At 71.6% G+C, this 21,150-nt stretch carries 20 protein-coding genes; 14 read left to right on the plus strand and 6 right to left on the minus strand.

Translation table 11 applies throughout. The features are described 5' to 3' along the window. Nucleotides 1–16 precede the first annotated feature (16 nt). Nucleotides 17–1,207: a chromate efflux transporter gene (chrA, locus tag VFX14_06185; GenBank protein HEU5189258.1), complete on the plus strand. Its 1,191-nt coding sequence runs from the start codon at nucleotides 17–19 to the stop codon at nucleotides 1,205–1,207. 70 nt (nucleotides 1,208–1,277) lie between these two features. Here the strand turns inward: chrA and trxA are convergent, their stop codons facing one another. From trxA to VFX14_06200, 3 genes are all read right to left on the minus strand, one after another. Next, on the minus strand, nucleotides 1,278–1,607 hold the full coding sequence (trxA, locus tag VFX14_06190) for a thioredoxin (GenBank protein HEU5189259.1): 330 nt from the start codon (nucleotides 1,605–1,607) through the stop codon (nucleotides 1,278–1,280). A gap of 81 nt (nucleotides 1,608–1,688) precedes the next feature. After that, on the minus strand, nucleotides 1,689–2,624 hold the full coding sequence (locus VFX14_06195; GenBank protein HEU5189260.1) for an N-carbamoyl-D-amino-acid hydrolase: 936 nt from the start codon (nucleotides 2,622–2,624) through the stop codon (nucleotides 1,689–1,691). Nucleotides 2,625–2,710: 86 nt separating this feature from the next. Further along, nucleotides 2,711–3,724, minus strand: coding sequence for an alpha/beta fold hydrolase (locus VFX14_06200; GenBank protein ID HEU5189261.1), 1,014 nt, complete (start codon nucleotides 3,722–3,724; stop codon nucleotides 2,711–2,713). Here VFX14_06200 and VFX14_06205 point away from each other — a divergent pair. From VFX14_06205 to VFX14_06255, 11 genes are all read left to right on the plus strand, one after another. Further along, nucleotides 3,723–7,298 (plus strand): AAA family ATPase, encoded by a 3,576-nt coding sequence (locus tag VFX14_06205; protein ID HEU5189262.1) that lies wholly within the window; start codon nucleotides 3,723–3,725, stop codon nucleotides 7,296–7,298. The two genes, VFX14_06200 and VFX14_06205, sit on opposite strands and share 2 nt — an antisense overlap. A 9-nt stretch (nucleotides 7,299–7,307) precedes the next feature. After that, nucleotides 7,308–8,477, plus strand: a complete 1,170-nt coding sequence (locus VFX14_06210; GenBank protein ID HEU5189263.1) for a thiolase domain-containing protein — start codon at nucleotides 7,308–7,310, stop codon at nucleotides 8,475–8,477. Nucleotides 8,478–8,481: 4 nt separating this feature from the next. Further along, a complete protein-coding gene (locus VFX14_06215; protein ID HEU5189264.1) occupies nucleotides 8,482–8,874 on the plus strand; it encodes a Zn-ribbon domain-containing OB-fold protein in 393 nt (130 codons plus the stop codon). A 10-nt stretch (nucleotides 8,875–8,884) separates the two neighbouring features. After that, on the plus strand, nucleotides 8,885–9,724 hold the full coding sequence (locus VFX14_06220; GenBank protein ID HEU5189265.1) for a TauD/TfdA family dioxygenase: 840 nt from the start codon (nucleotides 8,885–8,887) through the stop codon (nucleotides 9,722–9,724). 183 nt (nucleotides 9,725–9,907) lie between these two features. Then, the gene (locus VFX14_06225) at nucleotides 9,908–10,441 is read left to right on the plus strand and encodes a class I SAM-dependent methyltransferase (GenBank protein HEU5189266.1); all 534 of its coding nucleotides are present in this window, start codon (nucleotides 9,908–9,910) and stop codon (nucleotides 10,439–10,441) included. Continuing rightward, nucleotides 10,438–12,117 carry a hypothetical protein gene (locus VFX14_06230; GenBank protein HEU5189267.1) on the plus strand — a complete coding sequence of 560 codons (1,680 nt, stop codon included), beginning with the start codon at nucleotides 10,438–10,440 and terminating at the stop codon, nucleotides 12,115–12,117. Before VFX14_06225 ends, VFX14_06230 begins: the two co-directional genes overlap by 4 nt. A gap of 127 nt (nucleotides 12,118–12,244) precedes the next feature. Continuing rightward, complete coding sequence (locus VFX14_06235) at nucleotides 12,245–12,679, plus strand: hypothetical protein (protein HEU5189268.1); 435 nt, start codon at nucleotides 12,245–12,247, stop codon at nucleotides 12,677–12,679. Between the two features lie 21 nt (nucleotides 12,680–12,700). After that, nucleotides 12,701–14,098, plus strand: coding sequence for a CoA transferase (locus VFX14_06240; protein ID HEU5189269.1), 1,398 nt, complete (start codon nucleotides 12,701–12,703; stop codon nucleotides 14,096–14,098). Nucleotides 14,099–14,105: 7 nt separating this feature from the next. Then, the gene (locus VFX14_06245) at nucleotides 14,106–14,585 is read left to right on the plus strand and encodes a hypothetical protein (protein ID HEU5189270.1); all 480 of its coding nucleotides are present in this window, start codon (nucleotides 14,106–14,108) and stop codon (nucleotides 14,583–14,585) included. Then, entirely contained in the window at nucleotides 14,575–15,108 is a 534-nt protein-coding gene (locus VFX14_06250) for a DinB family protein (protein ID HEU5189271.1), read from the plus strand. Before VFX14_06245 ends, VFX14_06250 begins: the two co-directional genes overlap by 11 nt. A gap of 22 nt (nucleotides 15,109–15,130) precedes the next feature. Continuing rightward, nucleotides 15,131–15,625, plus strand: coding sequence for a DinB family protein (locus VFX14_06255; GenBank protein HEU5189272.1), 495 nt, complete (start codon nucleotides 15,131–15,133; stop codon nucleotides 15,623–15,625). On the opposite strand, the gene VFX14_06260 is transcribed toward VFX14_06255, so the two are convergent. Continuing rightward, nucleotides 15,622–16,356, minus strand: coding sequence for a ribonuclease activity regulator RraA (locus VFX14_06260; protein ID HEU5189273.1), 735 nt, complete (start codon nucleotides 16,354–16,356; stop codon nucleotides 15,622–15,624). The genes VFX14_06255 and VFX14_06260 overlap by 4 nt on opposite strands. Nucleotides 16,357–16,392: 36 nt before the next feature. Between VFX14_06260 and VFX14_06265 the strand changes: the two genes are divergently transcribed. Continuing rightward, a complete protein-coding gene (locus VFX14_06265; GenBank protein HEU5189274.1) occupies nucleotides 16,393–17,295 on the plus strand; it encodes an NAD(P)-dependent oxidoreductase in 903 nt (300 codons plus the stop codon). Between the two features lie 3 nt (nucleotides 17,296–17,298). After that, entirely contained in the window at nucleotides 17,299–19,296 is a 1,998-nt protein-coding gene (locus VFX14_06270; GenBank protein HEU5189275.1) for a YjhG/YagF family D-xylonate dehydratase, read from the plus strand. Between the two features lie 15 nt (nucleotides 19,297–19,311). On the opposite strand, the gene VFX14_06275 is transcribed toward VFX14_06270, so the two are convergent. Next, nucleotides 19,312–20,157 (minus strand): ABC transporter permease, encoded by an 846-nt coding sequence (locus VFX14_06275; protein ID HEU5189276.1) that lies wholly within the window; start codon nucleotides 20,155–20,157, stop codon nucleotides 19,312–19,314. A 16-nt stretch (nucleotides 20,158–20,173) separates the two neighbouring features. Further along, a complete protein-coding gene (locus VFX14_06280) occupies nucleotides 20,174–21,148 on the minus strand; it encodes an ABC transporter permease (protein HEU5189277.1) in 975 nt (324 codons plus the stop codon). Between the last annotated feature and the right edge of the window lie 2 nt (nucleotides 21,149–21,150).

Consider the following 21,150-nt stretch of genomic DNA (forward strand, 5'->3'; position numbering starts at 1 on the left):
TGCGCGAGCCCGCCCCGTGCGCGACTCCGTCGGCGCGATCTTCCGCGTCTTCCTGGCCCTGGGCCTGACCTCGTTCGGTGGGCCCATCGCGCATCTGGGCTATTTCCGGCGCGAGTTCGTGGAGCGCCGGAAGTGGCTCACGGAGTCCGCCTTCGTGGACCTCGTCGCGCTCGGCCAGTTCCTGCCCGGGCCCGCCTCGAGCCAGGTCGGCTTCGCGGTGGGACTCTCGCGTGGCGGCGTGCTCGGCGGCCTCGCGGCATGGGCCGGCTTCACGCTTCCCTCCGCCATCGCGCTGGCGCTCTTCGCGCGGCTCGCGGGGCGCCTCGACGGCGCGGCGGCGGGCGGCGCGCTGCATGGGCTCAAGCTCGTCGCGGTGGCCGTCGTCGCCCAGGCCGTATGGAGCATGGCGCGCAGCCTCTGTCCCGACCGCGAGCGGGCGAGCATGGCCGTCCTCGGCGCCCTGACCGTGACGTTCGCGCCGGCCGCCGCCGGGCAGATTACCGCCATCGTGCTCGGCGGGTTGGTAGGCCTCTGGCTGTGCCGGGGAGCGGCGGCGCCGTCGGAAGGCGCGCTGCCGATCCTGGTGCCGCGCGCGCTCGCCTGGAGCTGCCTCGCGGCCTACGCGCTGCTGCTGGTCGCCCTGCCCCTGGCGGTGCGGCTGGGCGCGGGCCCGCCCCTCGCGGTGTTCGAGGCGTTCTACCGCGCGGGCGCCCTCGTGTTCGGCGGGGGGCATGTCGTGCTGCCGCTGCTCGAGAGCGCGGTGGTGACGCCGGGCTGGGTTGGCCACGACGCCTTCCTCGCGGGCTACGGCGCGGCCCAAGCCGTGCCGGGCCCGCTCTTCACGTTCTCCGCGTACCTGGGCGCGGTGATGAGCGCGCCGCCCGGCGGCTGGCCCGGGGCCGCGCTCTGCCTGGTCGCGATCTTCCTGCCCGGGCTGCTGGTCCTCATCGGCGCGCTGCCGTTCTGGGACGCGTTCCGCCGCCACGCGGGCGCGCAGGCGGCGATGCGCGGGGTGAACGCCGCCGTCGTGGGGATTCTCGTCGCGGCGCTCTATCACCCGGTGTGGACCAGCGCGGTGCGGGGTCCCGCCGATTTCGCGCTCGCGCTGGTGGCCTTTGCGCTGCTGGCGGTGTGGACCCTGCCGCCGTGGGCGGTGGTGTTGCTCACCGCCCTGGGCGGCCTGCTGCTGGACACCTTCACCCCTTAGCCCTGGAGCAAAACAAAAAACCCTCTCCCCGGTGAGACGGGGAGAGGGCTAGGGTGAGGGCGTCGCGTCGTTACGCCAGCGTCTCGATCTTCTTCTGCAGGGCTGCCTTCGGCAGGGCGCCGATAGCCTGGTCGCGGATCTTGCCGTCCTTGACGAACAGGATGGTCGGGATGGAGCGCACGCCGAAGCGCGAGGCCAGCGCGGGATGCTCGTCCACGTTGACCTTGGCCAGGGTGACCTTGCCGCCCGACGTCCGCGCGAGGTCCTCCAGCACCGGGCTCACCGCGCGGCAGGGGCCGCACCACTCGGCCCAGAAATCCACCATCAGCACACCCTCAGTGGTCGCAAGGGTCTCGTCGAAGGTCTTGTCGTCCAGATGGAGCACGCTCGAGTCAGTCATGTCTCTCGCCTCCACGAATTGAGATGCCGCATCCCGGGGTCCGGGTTCCAGGTCATTTTTCCCTGAATCTACAGGTATTTGCTAGGCGGGGGGCTCGGCCCCGGTCCGGTCCACGATCAATCGATAGTGCTCGGGGCGCCGGTGGCGGGCGAAGTTGAACACCGTCTCCTTGTACGACTTGGCGGCGTCCAGATCGCAGCGTGCCGTCGCCAGCTCGTCCCCCAGCGTCGAGCAGAGCGCCACGATCTCGCCCGAGGGCGCGATGATCGCGCTCTGGCCAATCATGTCGCAGCCTTCCTCCCGCCCGCACTTGGCCACGCCCACGACCCATGTCGCATTCTGGTAGGCGCCTGCCTGCATGACGAGGTGATTGTGAAAGGGGCCGAGCAGATCGTGCTCGGGCGCCGGCGGGTTGTGCACGGGCGTGTTGTAGCCGAGGCAGATCAGCTCCACCCCTTGAAGTCCCATCACGCGATACGTCTCCGGCCAGCGCCGGTCATTGCAGATGCACATGCCGACCACGCCGCCGAACGCGCGCCAGACCGGGAAGCCCAGGTCGCCCACCGCGAAGTAGCGCTTCTCGAGGTGCTGGAACGCCCGATAGGGCTCGTGCTCGGCATGGCCGGGGAGATGGACTTTTCGATAGCGGCCGACGATCTTTCCCGCGCGGTCCACGAGGATGGAGGTGTTGAAGCGGCGCGTTCGCCCACCCTCGCTGACGAGCTCGGCATAGCCCAGGCAGAAGCCCATGGCGAGGCGCCGCGCCTCGTCGAAGAGCGGGCGCGTCTCCGGCCCCGGCATCTCCCGCTCGAAGAAGGCGTCGATCTCCGCCTGATCTTCCATCCACCAGCGCGGGAAGAAGGTGGTGAGGGCGAGCTCCGGGAACACCACGAGCTCGCAGCCGCGCGCGTGGGCCTGGGCGAGCAGGGCGAGGAGCCGCTTGACCACGTCGCCGCGGCCCTCGCTGCGTGCGATGGGGCCGAGCTGGGCGGCGCCGACGGTGAGCATGCGGGCCATGGCAGGCGGGAGCCTAGCACGGCCCGTGGTGCTACTGAAGCGGGGCGACCGACGAGCCGGACGGCCCGGCGCGGGTCGGCGCGAGATCAGGCGGCGGCGACGGCCCCGATCGGGTGACGCGCGAGGTGTGCGGCGATGGCCGCGTTGACCGCGTCGGCATGCGTCACCGGCGCCATGTGGCCCGCGCCCGCGATCACGCCGTGTATCGTGCTCGGCAGCACACCGGCGAGGAGCTCGACGACACGGCGCACCGGACTGGGCCCGCGATCGCCCGTGAGCAGCAGCGTCGGCACGTGCAGGCCGGCGCACTGGTCGAGCGACATGGGCTCCCCGAAGACCGCCTCCCAGTGCCGTGCCACCGCAGGCATCGAGCGCTCGATGATCACGCGCTGACGATCCGGCAGCCGCGCCCACGACCCTGCGCCATTCCAGTAATCCACGAACGCCCGCGCCGCTTCCGCGGGACGGCCATCCTGCACCGAGCTCACGCAGGCCTCCGCGACCTGGCATACCTCGGCGTAGGCGGCGTGCGGGTCCAGGCGCCGCAGGAACGCGAACAGCACGGGCTCGAAGAGCGTGAGGCTCTGGATGCGCTCGGGCATGCTCAGCGCCAGCTTGAGCGCCACCGCGCCGCCGTACGAGTGGCCGATCAGGTGAATGGGCACGGGCAACTCGCTCAGGAGCGGCATCAGCAGCGCGACCTCGTCGGCCAGCCGCATGGGCCGCGCGAAGCCCCACGGCGAGGTGCCGCCGTGGCCGTGGAGATCCGGGGCGAGCACGTGATACCGGCGCTCGAGGTCGGCACCGAGCCGCTTCCATTGAACGCTTGAGCCGGCAGAGCTATGAAGGCAGAGCACCGGTGTGCCGGAGCCCATATGGACGTAAGAGAGCGTTGAACCGTCGTGGGCCATGGTCGTCATGAGCGGGGCGAAGAGCGAGATCCGTGCCAGAGCCGTCGCGCGCCGCACATGCGAGCTGGTAAGGATGCGTCGGCACGTCGGTTTCCGGGCCGCCGGGGCTGGACTCGGAGGCGGGTGGCGGCTCGGGGCGCCTGCCCGACCGCGACGGCTTCTCGGGAGGAATGCCATAATTCTCCGCATGGCGGCTTCCCCCGGCTCGCGCTGCGCCCGTTGTCAGCAGGAGAGTCCGCCGGGAGCGCGGTTCTGCGTGGCGTGCGGGGCGCGGCTAGGCGCGCGCTGCGCGGCCTGCGGTGCCGACTTGCCCGATGGCGCGCGCTTCTGCCCCGCATGCGGCCGCGCCGTCGCGGGCGCGCCCCCGGCGGAGGCGCGGCCCGCCCCGGAGTCCTACACGCCGCGCCATCTCGCCGAGAGGATCCTCACCACACGCACCGCCATCGAGGGCGAGCGCAAGCCGGTGACGGTACTCTTCTGCGATCTCGTCAGCTCCACCGCGCTCGCCGAGCGGCTCGGCCCCGACCGCATGCACGCCTTGCTGAGCCGTTTCTTCGAGACCGCGCTCGCCGGCGTCCATCGCTACGAGGGCACGGTGAATCAGTTCCTTGGCGATGGTTTCATGGCGCTGTTCGGCGCCCCGCTCGCCCACGAGGATCATGCGCTCCGTGCCGTGCTCGCGGCGCTGGACATCCGGCACGCCATCGACGCCAGCCCCATCGCGCTCGACTCCGGCGAGGTGGTGCCGCTGGTGCTACGCATGGGCCTGCACACCGGGTTCGTGGTGGTCGGCGCCATCGGCGACAACCTCCGCATGGACTACACCGCAGTGGGCGATACCACGCATCTGGCCGCGCGGCTGCAGCAGGCCGCCGAGCCGGGGCGCATCCTCGTGAGCGACGCGACCGCGCGGCTCGTCGAGGGCTACGCGACCCTCGAATCGCGCGGGGCGATGGCCATCCGCGGCCGCAGCGAGCCGCTCGTCGTGCACGAGCTCACCGGGCGCGGCAGCCGCCGCTCGGCGCTGGACGTCGAGGGCGGCCGCTCGCTCAGTCGCTTCGTGGGACGCGAGCGCGAGATGGCCGTGCTCGTGGAGCTCCTCGAGCAGGTGCGCGCCGGTCGCGGGCAGGCCGTCGGCGTCGTGGGCGAGCCCGGCGCGGGCAAGTCGCGGCTGGCCCTCGAGCTCCGCCGGGCCACGGCGGCGCACGACGTCACCATGCTCGAAGGCCGCTGTCTCTCGTACGGCGCCGCCATCCCGTATCTGCCCGTGCTCGATCTCCTGCGCGCGGCGTGCGGCCTCGCCGAGATGGACACGCCGGAGCAGATCGCCGCGGCGGTCGGCGCCACGCGCGAGCGGGCGGGGCTGGCCGGGGCCGATGACCGGGCCCTGTATCTCCTTCACCTCTTGGGTGTGAAGTCCGAGGATGACCCACTCGCTCGGCTTGGCGCGGACGTCATCATGGCGCGCACCTTCGACACGCTTCGCGAGCTGCTGCTCGGCCTCGCGCGCCGCCGGCCGCTCGTGCTCCTCGTGGAGGACCTCCATTGGATCGACCAGACGTCCGAGGCGTTCCTGGCCTCGCTGGTCGAGCGGCTCGCTCCCGCGCCGATCCTCCTCCTCGCGACCTATCGGCCCGGCTATCGCCCGCCCTGGCTCGACTGCTCGTACGCGACCCAGCTCACGCTGCGTCCGCTAGGGCCGCAGGACAGCCTCGCCATCGTGAGCGGACTCTTGTCGGCGGCCGCCCCCGCCGGCACCCTCGCCTCCCGCATCCTCGACAAGGCCGAAGGCAATCCGTTCTTCCTCGAGGAGCTTGCGCGCGTGATGACCGATCACGGCGGCGCGCGGGCGGAGATCGAGGTGCCGGACACCGTGCACGGTGTGCTCACGGCGCGCATCGATCGCCTGGCCGAGCTCCCCAAGCGGGTTTTACAAACAAGTTCGGTGATTGGGCGGGAATTTTCGATGCGGCTCCTTGAAGCGTTGGAGGATGCGGGGGATGCCCGTGGCCCGGCACTCGCGGCCGCCCTGAGTGAGCTGACGCGGCTCGAGTTCCTGTATACGCGGACGGAAGGCGGCGAGCCCGTATACGTCTTCAAACACGCGCTCACCCAGGACGTGGCGCGTGCCAGTCTCCTGGCCCCGCGCCGCCGCGCGCTGCATCGGCGTACCGCCGATGCCCTTCTCGCCTTGGAGCCGGGCCGTGCCCGCGAGCTGGCGCCGCTGCTGGCCTATCACTATCAGGAGGCGGAGGCGTGGGAGGAAACGGCCCGTCACGCGCAGGTGGCGGCGGCCTCGGCCCGTCAGGCCTTCGCCAACAGCGAGGCCGTGCTCCGCTACGACCAAGCGGTGGCGGCTGCCGAGCGCGCCGGAGAGGGAAGGGGCGATGTCACATCGCTGCTCGAGGCGCGAGCCGAGGTTCACGCGCTGCTCGGCGATTTCGATCGGGCTCGGGCGGATCTCGAGGCAGCCCTCGCCCAGGCCGAAGCGCGCGGCGAGGCCGTCGCGCGAGGCCGCATCCTCGGCGCCCTCGGGGCGCTGTGGGGCGGGCATCGTGACTATCCGCGCGGCCTGGCGTTGACGCGCCAGTCGGTCGATGCGCTGCGGGACGGCGCCGATCGGCGCGCGCTGGCAGAGGCCCGCGCGCGGCTCGGCATCATGCTCCTCAATGTCGCGCGCGGCGCCGAGAGCCGGGCGGAGCTGGAGGAATCCCACCGTCTGCTCGCGGAGCTGGGCGACGGGCTGGGCCAGGCCCGCGTCCTGGACATGCTCGGCATGTGCTCGGCCCTCCGTGGGGACTTCGGGCCCAGCATCGTGCAGTCCGAGGAGGCGGCGCGCCAGCTCCATGCGCTCGGCGACTGGGTGAACGAGTCCTCCGCGCTCATCAACATGGCCTTCGGCTATGGCTACCGCGACGGCTGGCAGGCGGGGGAGCCGTGGGTGCGCCGCGCTCTGGAGCTCGCGACGAACAGCGGAGCGCGCGCCCCGGAGGCATTCGCGCGGGGCGCCATCGCGCAGCTCGCGCTCCCGGCGGGCCTCTACACGCTGGCCCGCCGTGAGGCGGAGACGGCGCTGTCCATCGCGCGCGCCATCGATCATCGGGAGTGGACGGTGATGGCGCTCTCCATGCTGGGCCGCGCGCGGCTCGGCGTGGGCGATGCCGAGGGTGCGTTGCGTCTTCACGAGGAGATGCTCCGTATGGCCGGCGAGCTCGGCGCCAACATCTGGATGGCGGAGGCGCGCTCGAACGTCGGAGAGGATCTGATCGCCCTGGGAAAGCCCGAGGAAGCGGATGGGCAGCTGGCCGCCTCCGTCGTGGACTCCGGCGACCTGGTGTTCTACATGATTCCGCCGCTCACCATGCGCGCGGCGCTCAAGTTGGCCGCCGGCGACCCTCACGGTGCCCTCGCGCTGACGAAGGAGGCTGCCGGTCGGGCGCCCTGGATGCGGGCGTTCATCGGCGAGGCGCAGCGCGTCGAGGCGGAGGCGCTCGGCGTGCTGGAAGGGATCGATGCCGCGCTGCCGCGTTTGCGCGAGGTCGAGGCACTCGCCGCGGAGCTGCAGGCTGCGCCCATGCGCTGGCGCGCCGCCCTGGCGACGGCGCGCCTCCTGCGCGAGGCCCGCCGCCCCGACGACGCCCGCGCCGCCGCCGCGCGCGCGATGACCGCCCTGGAGTCGACGGCGCGCGAGCTCGATCCCGCGGATCGCGCGAGCTTCGAGGCCTCGGAGCCCATGGTGCACGCGCGGGCCGCGCTCGCGTAGAATCCCCCCATGACCATCAAGGGCAAGGCCTGCATCGCCGGGGCGTTCGAGCATCCGACCCGCAAGGCGGACGACAAGTCCCTCGCGCAGCTCCACGCCGAGGTGGCGCAGGGCGCGCTGGCGGACGCGGGGCTCACCAAGGACGACGTGGACGGCTACTTCTGTGCCGGCGACGCGCCGGGGCTCGGGCCGCTTTCCATGGCTGACTACATGGGGCTCAAGCTCCGCCACATGGACAGCACCGAGACGGGCGGCTCGTCCTACGTGATCCACGTGGCTCATGCCGCCGAGGCCATCGCGGCAGGGAAATGCCGCATCGCGCTCATCACCCTGGCCGGCCGGCCGCGCGCAGAAGGCATGGCGACGGGCACCGCCCCCCGCAACTACGGCACCGCCGCGCCCGACGTGCAGTTCGAGTATCCGTTCGGCCCCACGGTGGTGAACCTGTACGCGATGGCCGCGCAGCGGCACATGCACGAGTTCGGCACCACGAGCGAGCAGCTCGCGTGGATCAAGGTCGCCGCCTCGCACCACGCCCAGCACAACCCGCACGCGCTGCTGCGCGAGGTGGTCACCGTGCAGGACGTGGTCGGCTCGCCGATGATCGCCGATCCGCTGCATCGCCTGGACTGCTGCGTGATCACCGACGGCGGCGGCGCCCTCGTGGTGGTGGCGCCGGAGGTGGCGAAGAGCCTCAAGCGGCCGCGCGTGCGCCTGCTGGGGGCGGGGGAGGCACCCAAGCATCAGATGGGCGGCAAGGTCGACCTCACGTACACCGGCGCGGCGCGCTCCGGTCCCATGGCCTTCGAGGAAGCGGGCGTGAAGCCCGGCGACATCAAGTACGTGTCGATCTACGACAGCTTCACCATCACCGTGCTGATCTGTCTCGAGGACCTGGGCTTCTGCCCGCGCGGTGGCGGCGGTCGTTTCGTCTCGGACGGCAACCTCATCTCCGGCACGGGGCGGCTGCCCTTCAACACCGACGGGGGCGGGCTCTGCAACAATCACCCCGCCAATCGCGGCGGCATGACCAAGGTCGTCGAGGCGGTCCGCCAGCTCCGCGGCGAGGCCCATCCCAAGGTGCAGGTGAAGAACTGCAACCTGGCGCTCGCCCACGGCACCGGCGGCTCGCTGGGCACGCGGCACGGCAGCGCCACCGTCATCCTGGAGCGGGAGTAGCGTCATGGCCACCGCCGAGCGAAGGATCCCCGCGCCGCACCCCAATCCCGAGACCAGGGCCTTCTGGGACGGCGCCGCCCAGGGCCGCCTGCTCCTCAAGAAGTGCCTGGCCTGCAGCCAGGTGCACTACTACCCGCGCGCGATCTGCCCCTTCTGCGGGAGCGACCGCACCGAGTGGCAGCAAGCCTCCGGCCGCGGCACCATCTACTCCTGGAGCGTGATGCGCCGGGCGGAGGTGCCCTACGCGATCGCGTACGTGACACTGGAGGAGGGCGTGACCATGATGACCAACATCGTGGATTGCGACCTCGACGGCATCCACATCGGCCAGCGCGTGCGCGTGGTGTTCAAGCCCACCGAGGGCGGGCCGCCGGTCCCGACCTTCACGCCCGCGTGAGCGTGACGCCATGACCATCCGAGCCCTCGTGGTGGAGCCGGTGGCCGGCGCCCTCGGCGCCGAGGTCTCCGGCGTCGATCTCTCAGGGCCGCTCGACGACGCGACCGTCGCCGCCATCCGGCGCGCCTGGCTCGGGCACGGCGTGATTTTCTTCCGTGACCAGGAGCTGCCGCCCGCCGCGTTCCTCGCCTTCGCGCGGCGCTTCGGCGAGCCCATCGAGTATCCGTTCGTGAAGGGCCTGCCGGAGGCGCCCGAGATCATTCCCGTGCTCAAGCAAGCCGACGAGCACGTGAACTTCGGCGGCATCTGGCACTCGGACACCGCCTATCTCGACATCCCGCCGATGGCGTCGATGCTGATCGCGCGCGAAGTCCCGCCGGCCGGGGGCGACACGCTCTTCGCCAACATGTACCTGGCCTACGAGGCGCTCTCCGACGGCATGAAGCGCCTGCTGGAGGGGCTGCGCGGCATCAACAGCTCGGCGAGCGCGGACGTGTCGAAGACGCGCGAGGACCGCATGAAGGACAGCGGCCGCGCCGACGCGCGCCAGGAATACGTGGCCACGCACCCCCTCGTGCGCACGCACCCCGAGACCGGACGCAAGGCGCTCTACGTCAACGTGGCGCACACGGTCGGCATCGAGGGCCTCACGCGCGAGGAAAGCGCGCCGATCCTCGACTATCTCTACCGCCATCAAATCAAGCCCGAGTTCACGTGCCGCTTCCGCTGGCGCGCCCGCTCCATCGCCTTCTGGGACAACCGCTGCGTGCAGCACAACGCGGTAAACGACTACCAGGGCCACCGGCGCCTCATGCACCGCATCACCCTGGCGGGTGACAAGCCGCGCTGAGCCGATGTCCGCCATCGCGCGCAGCGTCCCGGCGCGATGCCCTTGTCGCCGCCCGGTCCAGGGCGGGCTGCCCGCAATGTGACCTTGCGCTGCGTCGTAATTGTGCGCCGGATCGCGCCTTACCTGCTGGCATGGCCCCTGCAGTCTTCCCCGCCTCGTGACCCAACACGAACGGAGGAATGGATGAGTCGGAATGGGCAACACGGGGAGCATCTGGAGGATGTCTGCATGGCCGCCATGCCGGATGTGGCGGAGCGCCTTCGCCTGGGCGGGCGCGTGGCGGAGCTGGGCTCGCACGTAGGGCGGTCGAGCATCGATCTCGCGCGTGAGTTCCCCCGCGCGCAGGTGGACGCGGTGAGCGAGAACCAGGCCGATATCGCCGCCGCGAGCTCGGAGGCGAGTCGCGTGGGCCTGGCGGGGCGCGTGGTCTTCCACGTGGCGCCGCCCGACGAGGCGCCGCTGGCCGGTCCCTACGATCTGGTCGTGGCCTTCGACGGACGCGACGACTTCGCGCATTCCCTTCGGACGCTGCGTCGCATGCGGCATCTCGCGGCGCCGAGCGGCACCGTGGTCGTGGCCGCCGGCGCGGGCGACGATGCCCTGGTGGACGCGGTGTATGCGCGGGCTGCCGGCTTCTCCAAGGTGGATCTGCTCCCCGTGCCCGCGGTACCGGGCGTCTCTTCCGTCTCACCCCCTGATCGGAGGACCACGTCATGACGCTCTGGACGCGTCTTCTGGCATTCGCGTTCGTCGTCCTTGCCGCCGGCTGCGCCGGGCAGCCGGATGGCTCGACGCCGCATGCGCACGGGACCGCCACACCGGCGGCCGCGGGCGCGACGGCGACACCGCCCGCGCTGCTGACCGATCTGGGCACGTACAGCCACAAGATCACGACCTCGTCGCCGCAGGCCCAGCAGTACTTCGACCAGGGTCTGCGCCTGACCTACGGCTTCAACCACCTCGAGGCGCAGCGCGCGTTCCGGGAGGCGGCGCGCCTCGACCCCGCGTGCGCGATGTGCTACTGGGGCATCGCGATCACGTACGGGTCGAACTACAATGACCCCACCAACCCCGAGCGCGAGAAGGGCGCGTGGGATGCGACCCAGATGGCCTTTACGGCGGGCCGACAGGCCACGCCCGCCGAGCGCGCGATCATCGACGCGCTGGTGCGGCGGCATCAGCCGGGCGGCGACCGCGCCCCGAAGGACCAGGCCTACGCGGCGGCGATGCGGTCCGCCGCGCGTGATTTCCCCGACGATCTCGAGATCGCCACGTTCTTCGCCGACGCCATGATGAATCTCCGGCCGTGGAACCTCTGGACGCCGGACGGCCAGCCCCAGCCTGGCACCGAGGAGATCGTGGCGACGCTGGAGCGGGTGCTCGCCAAGAACCCGAATCACCCCGGCGCGCTCCACCTCTACATCCACGCGGTGGAGGCGAGCCAGGATCCAGGCAAGGCGGCGGCCGCGGCCGACCGGCTGCGCGGGCTGCTCCCGGGCGCCGGCCACCTCGTCCACATGCCGTCGCACATCTACTACCGGGTCGGACGCTATCAGGACGCCTTCGCGGTCAACGTGGACGCGGCTGCCTCCGACCGTGCGTATTTCCAGCGCAGCCAGCCGAGCCCGATCTACCGGATGATGTACTACCCGCACAACCTCGACTTCATCTGGCAGGCGGCCAGCATGGATGGCCGGAGCGCCGACACCCTGAAAGCCGCGCGCGACTTCGAGGCGGCGGTGCCGGCAGAAATGATCGGCCAGATGTCGGACATGGAGACGGTGCCGGTGGCGCCCATCGTGTCCCTGGTGCGCTTCGGTCGCTGGGACGAGGTGCTCGCGCTGCCCGCGCCCAGCGAGAAGCTGCCCTATGTCCGCGGGGTCTGGCACTACGCGCGGGGGCTCGCCCAGTCCGCCAAGGATCAGCCGGCCGCCGCGCAGGTCGAGCTGGCGGCGCTCACCGCCGTCCGCGACGCCACGCCGACCGACCGCACGGTGGCGGGCTTCTTCAAGACGCGCGAGATGCTGACACTGGCGGTCGAGGTGCTCGCGGGGGAGATGGCGGCCCGGCGCCGCGACACCGACGGCGCCATCACCCATCTCGCCGAGGCCGTACGCATCCAGGACGGGCACTGGTTCACCGAGCCGCCGCCCTGGTACTACCCCGTGCGCCAGTCTCTGGGCGCCGTGCTGCTGCAGGCCGGCCGTGCCGGCGAGGCAGAGGCGGTGTACCGGGCGGATCTGCGCCGCAATCCCGAGAACGGCTGGTCGCTCTACGGTCTCGCCCAAAGCTTGCGGGTCCAGGGCAAGGCCGACGAGGCCGCCGCGGTGGACGAGCGCTTCCGCCGCGCCTGGGCGCGCGCGGACGTGACCCTGACCGCGTCGCGCTTCTGAAAAAAAATCGTGCCGGGAGTTTGATCAGATGCCTCCCTGCGCGTAGAGTGGGGGCGAGGAGGTGGCGATGCCAGCTTGCATAGCCTGCCGGTCTCGTGACGTCGAGAGCGTCTGCTCGGGCGCTTACATGGCCGAATCCTCCGAGGTGATCTACCTCGGCGCGTCCCCCGTCGTGGAATGTCCCTCATGCGGACGCAAGCCGCTCCGTTGTCAGCCCGAGCTCTACGGTGATGTCTTCATCTGCACGGGCTGCGCGCAGCGCGTGTTTCGCGACGAGCAGCACCACTGCCGGACCTGCGGCCACTCGTGGATGCACCCCGACCTCGAGGAGCTCCTGCAGCGTGAGGAGGAGGACGCCGAGGCCAGCGTCGAGGTCGGCGAGACCGAGATGATGGACGAGGGGGCGGCCGCCGCGCTGGAAGCGTTGCCGCAGGATTGCGACGCGTGCGGGGCGACCCACTGGACGCTGGTCCGGGTGGACGGGCGCCTGCTGTGCCGGTGCCGCTGCGGCGCCCTCGTTGCGCCGGGTGCGGACGCCGACGCCGACGCCGACTCAGACTGATCCGCGCCGCGGACCTGTCTCATGACCTCGCCCGAGATCGCCCTCGCCCAGCTCTGGCGCTGGGCCGGCTGCGACCCGTTCGCGCTCGAGCGCGTCCGCTTCCACGGCGGTGACCCGGTGCTCCCAGGCATCTTCCAGATCGCCACGGCGGCGCAGGCCTCCATCGCGGCGTCCGGGCTGGCCGCCGCGGAGCTCTGGAAGTTGCGCACCGGCCGCGAGCAGACCGTGGACGTGGACGCGCGCGCGGCCGCGGCCGCGTTCCGCGCCGAGCGCTATCTCCGGGTCGACGGCAAGGGCGGCGACGATCCCTGGGGACCGGCCTCCGGCTATTTCCGCGCCGGCGACCGGCGATGGATTCAGCTCCACTGTAACTTCCCCCACCATCGCGATCGGGCTCTCGGCGTGCTGCGCTGCGAGGCCACGCGCGAGGCGGTCACCGAGGCTGTCCAGGGTTGGAAGGCTGTCGAGCTGGAGGAAGCGCTCGTCAATGCGCGGATGTGCGCGGGCCTGCTGCGCGCGCCGGAGGAGTGGCAGGCGCATCCCCAGGCCCTCGCTCTCGCCATGCTGCTGCCGCTGGAGATCATCCGCATCGGCGACGCGCCGCCCGAGCCACTGCCCGCGGGCTCGCGTCCGCTGTCCGGCGTCCGCGCCCTCGACCTCACGCACGTGATCGCGGGGCCCGTGTGCGGCCGCACGCTCGCCGAGCATGGCGCGGACGTCCTGCGCGTGACCGCGCCGGGCTGGCCGAGCATGGAGCGGCTGGTCCAGGACATGGGACGGGGCAAGCTCTCGACATACCTCGATCTCCACAAGGAGGCGGACGCCGAGCGGCTGCGCGGCCTTGCGCGCGAGGCCGACGTCTTCAGCCAGGGCTATCGCCCGGGCACCCTCGCGGCTCACGGCTTCGCGCCGCAGGACCTGGCGCGGCTGCGCCCGGGCATCGTCTACGTGTCGCTCTCCGCCTTCGGCCACGAGGGCCCGTGGCGCGACCGCCGCGGCTTCGACAGCATCGTGCAGACGGTGACCGGCATCGCGGCGGAGGGCGGTCGCGCTCACGGCCTCGACGAGCCGCGCCCCTTGCCCTGTCAGGCGCTCGACCACGCGAGCGGCTATCTCCTCGCCTTCGGCGCCATGGTGGCGCTGGCCCGGCGCGCCACGCAGGGCGGTAGCTGGCTGGTGCGCCTCTCCCTCGCCCAGACCGGCCGCTGGCTGGATCGCCTGGGGCGCGTGAACGGCCTCGCCCTGGACGATCTTCGCGCCGACGCCGTCGCGGACCTCATGGAGGAGACGGACACCCCATGGGGCCGCATGCGGGCGGTGGCGCCGGTGGCACGGCTTTCCGAGACACCGGGGCGCTTCGCGAGGCCCTCCACGCCGCTTGGTACCCATCCGCCGGAGTGGCCCGCGCGCGTCGCGTGAGGCGAGCATGACCGTGCGCGAGTATCAGTACAAGGTGGACGCGGACGGCCGCGTCTTCCACGACGGCTCCGAGATCGTCGATTCCGCCACGCTGCGCTTCTTTCTCCTTGGCATGCGCCGCGAGGTCGACGGGCGCTGGCTCGTGCCGTGTCAGGGCGAGCAGAACTGGTTCGAGGTCGAGGACACGCCGTTCGTGGTGCAGCGGCTGCGCCTGGACGTCGAGGGCGGGCGGCTCCACCGTGTCGGGCTCGTGCTCGCGGGTGAACTGCAAGAGCTGCTCGACCCCGCCACGCTCGCGGCCGAAGGAGGCCGCCTCTACTGCCGCGTGCGCCGCGGCGCCTTCCGCGCGCGCATGGGGCGTCTCGCCATGCAGCAGCTCGCGTCCCACCTGGAAGAGCGGGGCGGGCGGATCACGCTATTGATCGACGGCGCGCGCCATGACATCGCGGACGCGCGCTCCGCGACGGGAGGCGTGCATGTCCGCTGAGCCTTCGACCGCGCCGCTCTCGCCCCGCGAGGCGGCCGCGCTGTTGCGCGCCAGTCTCGAGGCCATTCGCGCTGAGGCCTCGGCCCTGTCCGACGGTGCCGCCTCCTGGCATCCCAAGGCGGGCGAGTGGTGCGCCAAGGAGGTGCTGGGCCATCTGATCGAGGCCGACCGGCGTGGCTTCGGCGGGCGCATCCAGCAGTTCCTCGACGCCGACAACCCGGCCTGCGTCGGCTGGGATCAGGACGAGGTCGCGCGCGGCCGGGGCGACTGCGGCAAGCCGGTGTCGGCGCTGCTGGACGAGCTGGGCAAGACGCGCGCGGAAGGGCTCAAGGTCGTCGAGACGCTGACGACGGCAGGGCTCTCGCGCGGGGGTCAGCATCCCAAGGTGGGTCCGCTCACCGTGTCCGACATCCTGCACGAGTGGGTGCATCACGATCGCAATCACCTCAAGCAGATGATGACCAATATCCAGGCCTACGCCTGGCCGCACATGGGCAATGCCCAGCGATTCTCCGCGCCCTGAGCTGCTGGCGCGACTCGGCGCCATGCCGGAGCTGCTGCGTGAGGTCGCCGCTGCGCTGGCAGACGCCACGCATCGCCGTCCAGCCGCGGGAGGCTTCGCTTTCGTCGAGCACGCGTGGCATCTCGCCGACCTCGAGCGCGAGGGCTATGGCACGCGCATCAGCCGCCTGCTGACGGAAACGGCCCCCGCGCTGCCCGACTTCGATGGCGACCGCATCGCGCGCGAGCGCGAGTACCTCCACGGGGATCCCGCCCTGGCCCTGCAGGTCTTCGCGCGGGCCCGCGCGCGGAACATCGAGCGCCTGGCCGCGCTGGACGCTGCCACGCTGTCGCGGCGTGGGACCCAGGACGGCGTGGGCGAGCTCACGCTGGCGCGCGTGCCCCGCATGATGGCGGCCCACGACGCGGGCCACGTCGAGGAGCTGGCCACGCTGGTCGCCGAGCTCGCGCCGGGCGCGCCCGTGCTGGCAAGGCTGCGCGCGGTGTCCGTTGTCTCCGGCGAGCCCGCCCTCGCCTAGCCGCGCTGCTTCTTCCTCCAGGCCTCGAACTCGGACATCGTCTCGGCCGAAGGTGGGTAGGTGCCGCGGAGCGGCGCGCCCGCTTGGATCTTCCCGAGCACGAAGGCCTCGAGCTCCTCCTGCTCGAGTCCGCCCTCGGCGATCTTGTCGGCCTGCGCGCGCGGGATGCAGACCACACCGTCGCCGTCGCCCACCATGATGTCGCCCGGCATCACCAGCACGTCGGCGCAGCCGATGGGCACATTGGCCTCGACGGCGAGGTGACGGTGCACGTTGGCGGGCGCCGCGGGGCCTTTGGCATACACGGGCAGGCCCATGCCCTCGATGCCGGCGAAGTCGCGCACGCCGCCGTCCAGCACCGCGCCGGCGGCCCCGCGCGCCTTGAGCCGCGCGACGAGAATATCGCCGAGCCCCGCCGCCGACTCGATGCCGCGGCAGTCGAGCACCAGCACGGCGCCGGCGGGGATCTCCTCGATGGTCTTGCGCTGGGGATGCGCGGGGTCGCCCAGGCTCTCGAATGTCGAGAGGTCCTCACGCGCCGGCACATAGCGCACCGTCACCGCGGGCCCGACCATTTTGATGGCGGCTCCCACCGGTTTCAGGCCGGAGAGGAACACGCTGCGGAAGCCGGCCTTGAAGAGCCGCGTGCAGAGCGTCGCAGTGGACACGCGCGCCAAGCGCGCGAGGGTCTCGGGCGCCAGGGGCGACAAGGGCGCGGGGCTCGGGGCCATGGGCTGCAAGTATAATCCTCCTCGGAGGAAACCGACATGAGCGACACCGTGGGATTCGTGGGACTGGGCACGATGGGCATGCCGATGACGACCAATCTGTCCAAGGCCGGCGTGCCGCTGGTGGTATACGACACGAGCCCGACCGCGACGGCGGACGCGCGGCGGCTCGTCGGCGTGACGGTGGCGGAGTCGCCGGCGCAGGTGGCCGCGCAGTCGGACGTGCTCTTCTCGTGCCTTCCCAACAACGACATCGTGCTCGGCGTCTATCTCGAGGCCGGCGGCATCATCCACGGCGGCCGCTCGGGCCTCGTGACCTGCGACTGCTCGACAGTCGGGCCGGAGATCACGGTGAAGGTGGCCGGCGCGCTCAAGGCCAAGGGCATCACGCACATGGACACGCCGATGCTCGGCTCGCAGCCCCAGGCCGTCTCGGGCGAGATCTTCTTCATCGTGGGCGGCGACGAGACGAAGGTCGCGACGGTGAAGCCCTACCTCGAGATCATGGGGAAGCTCAACATGTACGTGGGCGGCACCGGCATGGCCAACCGCGTGAAGCTGATCCACAACGGGCTCGCCGCGGTCACCTCGGTGGCGGTGGCCGAAGCCCTCGCCATGGCCGTGCAGGCCGGGGTGGACCCCACCACCTTCTACGACGTGGTGCGCAAGGGCGGCGGCATGGCCTTCGGCACCTATTTCGACCGCCGCGCGAAGCGCATCTTCGACGGCGAGTTTTCGCCCACGTTCATGCTCGAGCACATGCGCAAGGACGCGACGCTCGCGCTGACCCTCGCGCACGCAGTGCGCGTGCCGACGCCGATGCTGGAAGAGACCAAGCGCACGTACGACGAGGCGCTCGACTCGGGATGGGGCAAGGAGGACTTCTCCGCGGTGACGCACGTGATCGAGAAGCGCATCAACCGCCGACTGTCGGGGAAGTAGGCCATGCCCACGCGGCCGAGCATCGCGTTCGACGAGATCGTGGGCGGTGCGGTTTCCGCCGAGGTGAAGACTGCGGGCGCGGGGCCGGCGGGGCGCCTGCCCCTCACCGCTGAGATGCTGATCGAGCGCCCCAGCGGCGACATCTTCGGCTGGACGCAGAACGCCGGCATGGGCTGGGACCCGCGCGAGCTGGGCCGCCCGCAGTACCTCATGCTCTCCACCCAGGGCGGCATCCGCGCGGCCGACGGGCGCCCCATCGCGCTCGGCTATCACACCGGCCACTGGGAGATCGGCCTCCTGCTCCAGGCGGCGGCGGAAGAGCTGACCGCGCTGGGCGGCATGCCCTTCGCCGGCTACTGCTCGGATCCCTGCGATGGGCGCACCCAGGGCACGACCGGGATGATGGACAGCCTCGCCTATCGGAACGACGCCGCCATCGTGCTGCGCCGGCTCGCGCGCTCGCTGCCGACGAGAAAAGGGGTGCTGGGCGTCGCCACCTGCGACAAGGGCCTCCCCGCCATGATGATGGCGCTGGCCGCCCTGCGTGATCTCGCCTGCGTGCTGGTTCCTGGCGGCGTGACCTTGCCGCCCGAGCGCGGCGAAGACGCGGGCACCGTGCAATCGATCGGCGCGCGCTTCGCCCACGGCGAACTCTCTCTCGAGCAGGCCCAGGACCTCGGTTGCCGCGCCTGCGGCTCGCCGGGCGGCGGCTGCCAGTTCCTCGGCACCGCGGCCACCTCGCAGGTGGTGGGCGAGGCGCTCGGTCTTACGCTGCCGCACTCCGCGCTGGCGCCGTCGGGCCAGCCGATATGGCTCGACATGGCGCGCCGCTCGGCCCGCGCGCTGATGGCGCTGGAGGCGCGTGGCCTGTGCACGCGCGACATCGTGACGGACGCCGCCATTCGCAATGCCATGATGGTGCATGCGGCGGTGGGCGGCTCGACCAACCTGCTGCTCCACTTGACCGCGATCGCCCACGCCGCGGGGCTTCGCCGCCCCACCGTGGAGGACTGGAGCGATGTGAATCGCCGCGTGCCGCGCCTGGTCGACGTGCTGCCGAACGGCCCCCGCAACCATCCGACTGTCCGCCTGTTCCTCGCCGGGGGGGTGCCAGAGGTAATGCTGCATCTCCGCCGGGCCGGCCTTCTCGACGAGCGCGCCCTGACGGTGACCGGGGAGCCCTTGGGAAAGAATCTCGACTGGTGGGAGGGCTCCGACCGCCGGCGCGTGCTCCGCGAGCGGCTGCGGGCCGCCGACGGCGTGGATCCAGACGACGTGATCATGAATCCCCTGCGGGCGCGGGAGCGAGGGCTCACCAGCACCGTGACGTTTCCGCGGGGGAACCTGGCGCCCGAAGGGGCGGTGATCAAGAGCACGGCGATCGATCCCACCGTGGTGGACGCGGACGGTGTGTACCGGAAGGTGGGCCCCGCGCGGGTCTACACCACCGAGAAGGCGGCCATCGCCGCCATCAAGAGCCAGGGGCCGGAGCGGCTCAAGCCCGGCGACATCCTGGTGCTGATCTGCCGCGGGCCCATTGGCGCGGGGATGGAGGAGATCTACCAGATCACCGCCGCGCTCAAGCACCTCTCCTGGGGCAAGCAGGTGGCGGTGATCACCGACGCACGCTTCTCCGGTGTCTCGACCGGTGCCTGCATCGGCCACGTGGGGCCGGAGGCGCTGGCCGGCGGGCCGGTGGGCAAGGTGCGCGATGGGGATCGCATCCGCATCGTCATCGACCGCGGCAAGCTCGAGGGCAGCATCGACCTCGTGGGCCACGACGGGCGTGAGTACGACCCCGAGGAAGGCGCCCGCGTGCTCGCCTCGCGGGCCCCGCGTCCGGATCTCGCACCGGATCCCGACCTGCCCGACGACACGCGGCTCTGGGCAGCGCTCCAGCAGGCCGGCGGCGGCACCTGGGGCGGCTGCGTCTACGACGTGGGCGCGGTGGCGGCGGCGCTGGGCGGCCGGCGCCCGGCGCTGAGCCACGCCCCGCGCTGATCCGCGGCTAGCGGCTCAGCGCGTTCCGCGCCCGCGCGGGGCCAGCGCCTCGTTCAACGCCTCGCCGGCCAGGTTGAACGAGAGCACGGTGAGGAAGATCGCCATGCCGGGGAACACCGGCATCCACCACGCCTGCTGGAGGAAGTTCTGCGCCTGATTGAGCATGCCGCCCCAGGAGACGCGGTTGGGATCGGCCAGGCCCAGGAAGCGCAGGCTCGCCTCGGCGAGAATGGCGGCGGGGATCTGCAGTGACCCGGCGACCACGATGGGCGCGAGCGCGTTCGGCAGGATCTGTCGCCCGATGATGCGGCCGTCGCCCGCGCCGAGGCTCCGCGCCGCCAGCACGAACTCGCGCTCGCCGAGCGCGAGGAACTGCGCGCGCGTGAGCCGCGCGGTGGCCGGCCAGCCCACCAGCGCCAGCACCACGACCACCAGGCGCAGGTCCGCGCCGAAGATCGCCGCGACGACCAAGACGATGAGAAATTGCGGGATGACCAGCACCCACTCCGTGAGGCGCATCAGCGTGCCCTCGACGCGCCCGCGCCAGTAGCCCGCGGCGGCGCCCACCGCCACGCCGACCAGCACCGAGCCGGCGGCGGCGAGGAGCCCCACCACCAGGGACACGCGCGCGCCGAAGAGCACGCCGCTCAGGATGTCGCGGCCGAGGTCGTCCGTGCCCAGCCAGTGCCCGCGGCCCGGCGGGCGCAGCGCGTTCGGATTCAGGGCCATTGGATCCGCCGGCGCGACCCAGGGCCCGACGACGGCCAGCAGGGTGAAGCCGATGGCCCCCGCGAGGCCGAGGAGGCCAGCGGGATGGCGGCGCAGCCGCAGCCAGATCTCGTGGAGGTTCAGGCGGCCCATGGCGAAGCACGGCTCGTCATGCGCGGCTCGTGAGGCGAATGCGCGGGTCGATCCACGCATAGGCAATGTCGGCGAGGAGATTCCCCACCACCACGCACACCGTCACGACGAGGAGGCCCCCCAGCATGAGCGGGTAGTCGCGGTGGAGGATGGCGTCGAAGATCAGGCGCCCGAGCCCGGGCCAGGCGAACACGGTCTCGGTGAGCACCGCGCCCGCGACCAGATGACCCACGTTGAGGCCGATCATCGTCACCACGGGGAGAAGCGCGTTCCGTAGCGCGTGCTTGTAGATCACCACGCGCTCGGCCAGTCCCTTCGCGCGCGCCGTCTGCAGATACTCCATGCCGGAGACCTCGACGATGCTCGTGCGGGTCAGGCGAATATTGATTGCCAGATAGCGCGTTGCGAGAGTGAGTGCCGGCAATGCCAGGTGATGCACGACGTCGAGCCCGCGCGCGACCGGTGAGAGCCCGACGGTGAGCGAGCGCATGCCCTGGGTCGGGAACCAGTCGAGCTTGAGCGAAAGGCCCATCAGGAGGAGCTGGCCCAGCCAGAACACGGGCAGGGAATAGCCCACGAGCCCCAGCACGAGCAGCGTGGAATCGGTGAGCGAGCCCGGGCGCCGGCCGCAGGCCACGCCGAGCAGCACGCCCGCCACGCTCGACACGACGAGCGCCGCGCCCATCAGCAACAGCGTGGCGGGCAAGCGCCCCAGCACGAGATCGAGCACGGGCTCGTTGTAGAAGAACGAGTGGCCGAGATTACCGCGCAGCACCTGACCCGCGTAGCGGCCGAGCTGCACGATCACAGGGCGGTCGAGGCCGAAGCGCTCGCGCACCTGCTGGACGTACTCGGGCGGCGCGGGGTAGTCGCCCACCAGCACCTGCACGGGATCGCCGGGCGCGAGCTGGATGATGGCGAAGCCCAGCACCACCATCCCGGCGAGGAGAGGGATCAGGCTCGCCAGGCGGCGCGCGACGTAGGGGAGCACCG

This window comes from Candidatus Methylomirabilota bacterium (assembly GCA_035764725.1).
GTDB lineage: Bacteria > Methylomirabilota > Methylomirabilia > Rokubacteriales > CSP1-6 > DASRWT01.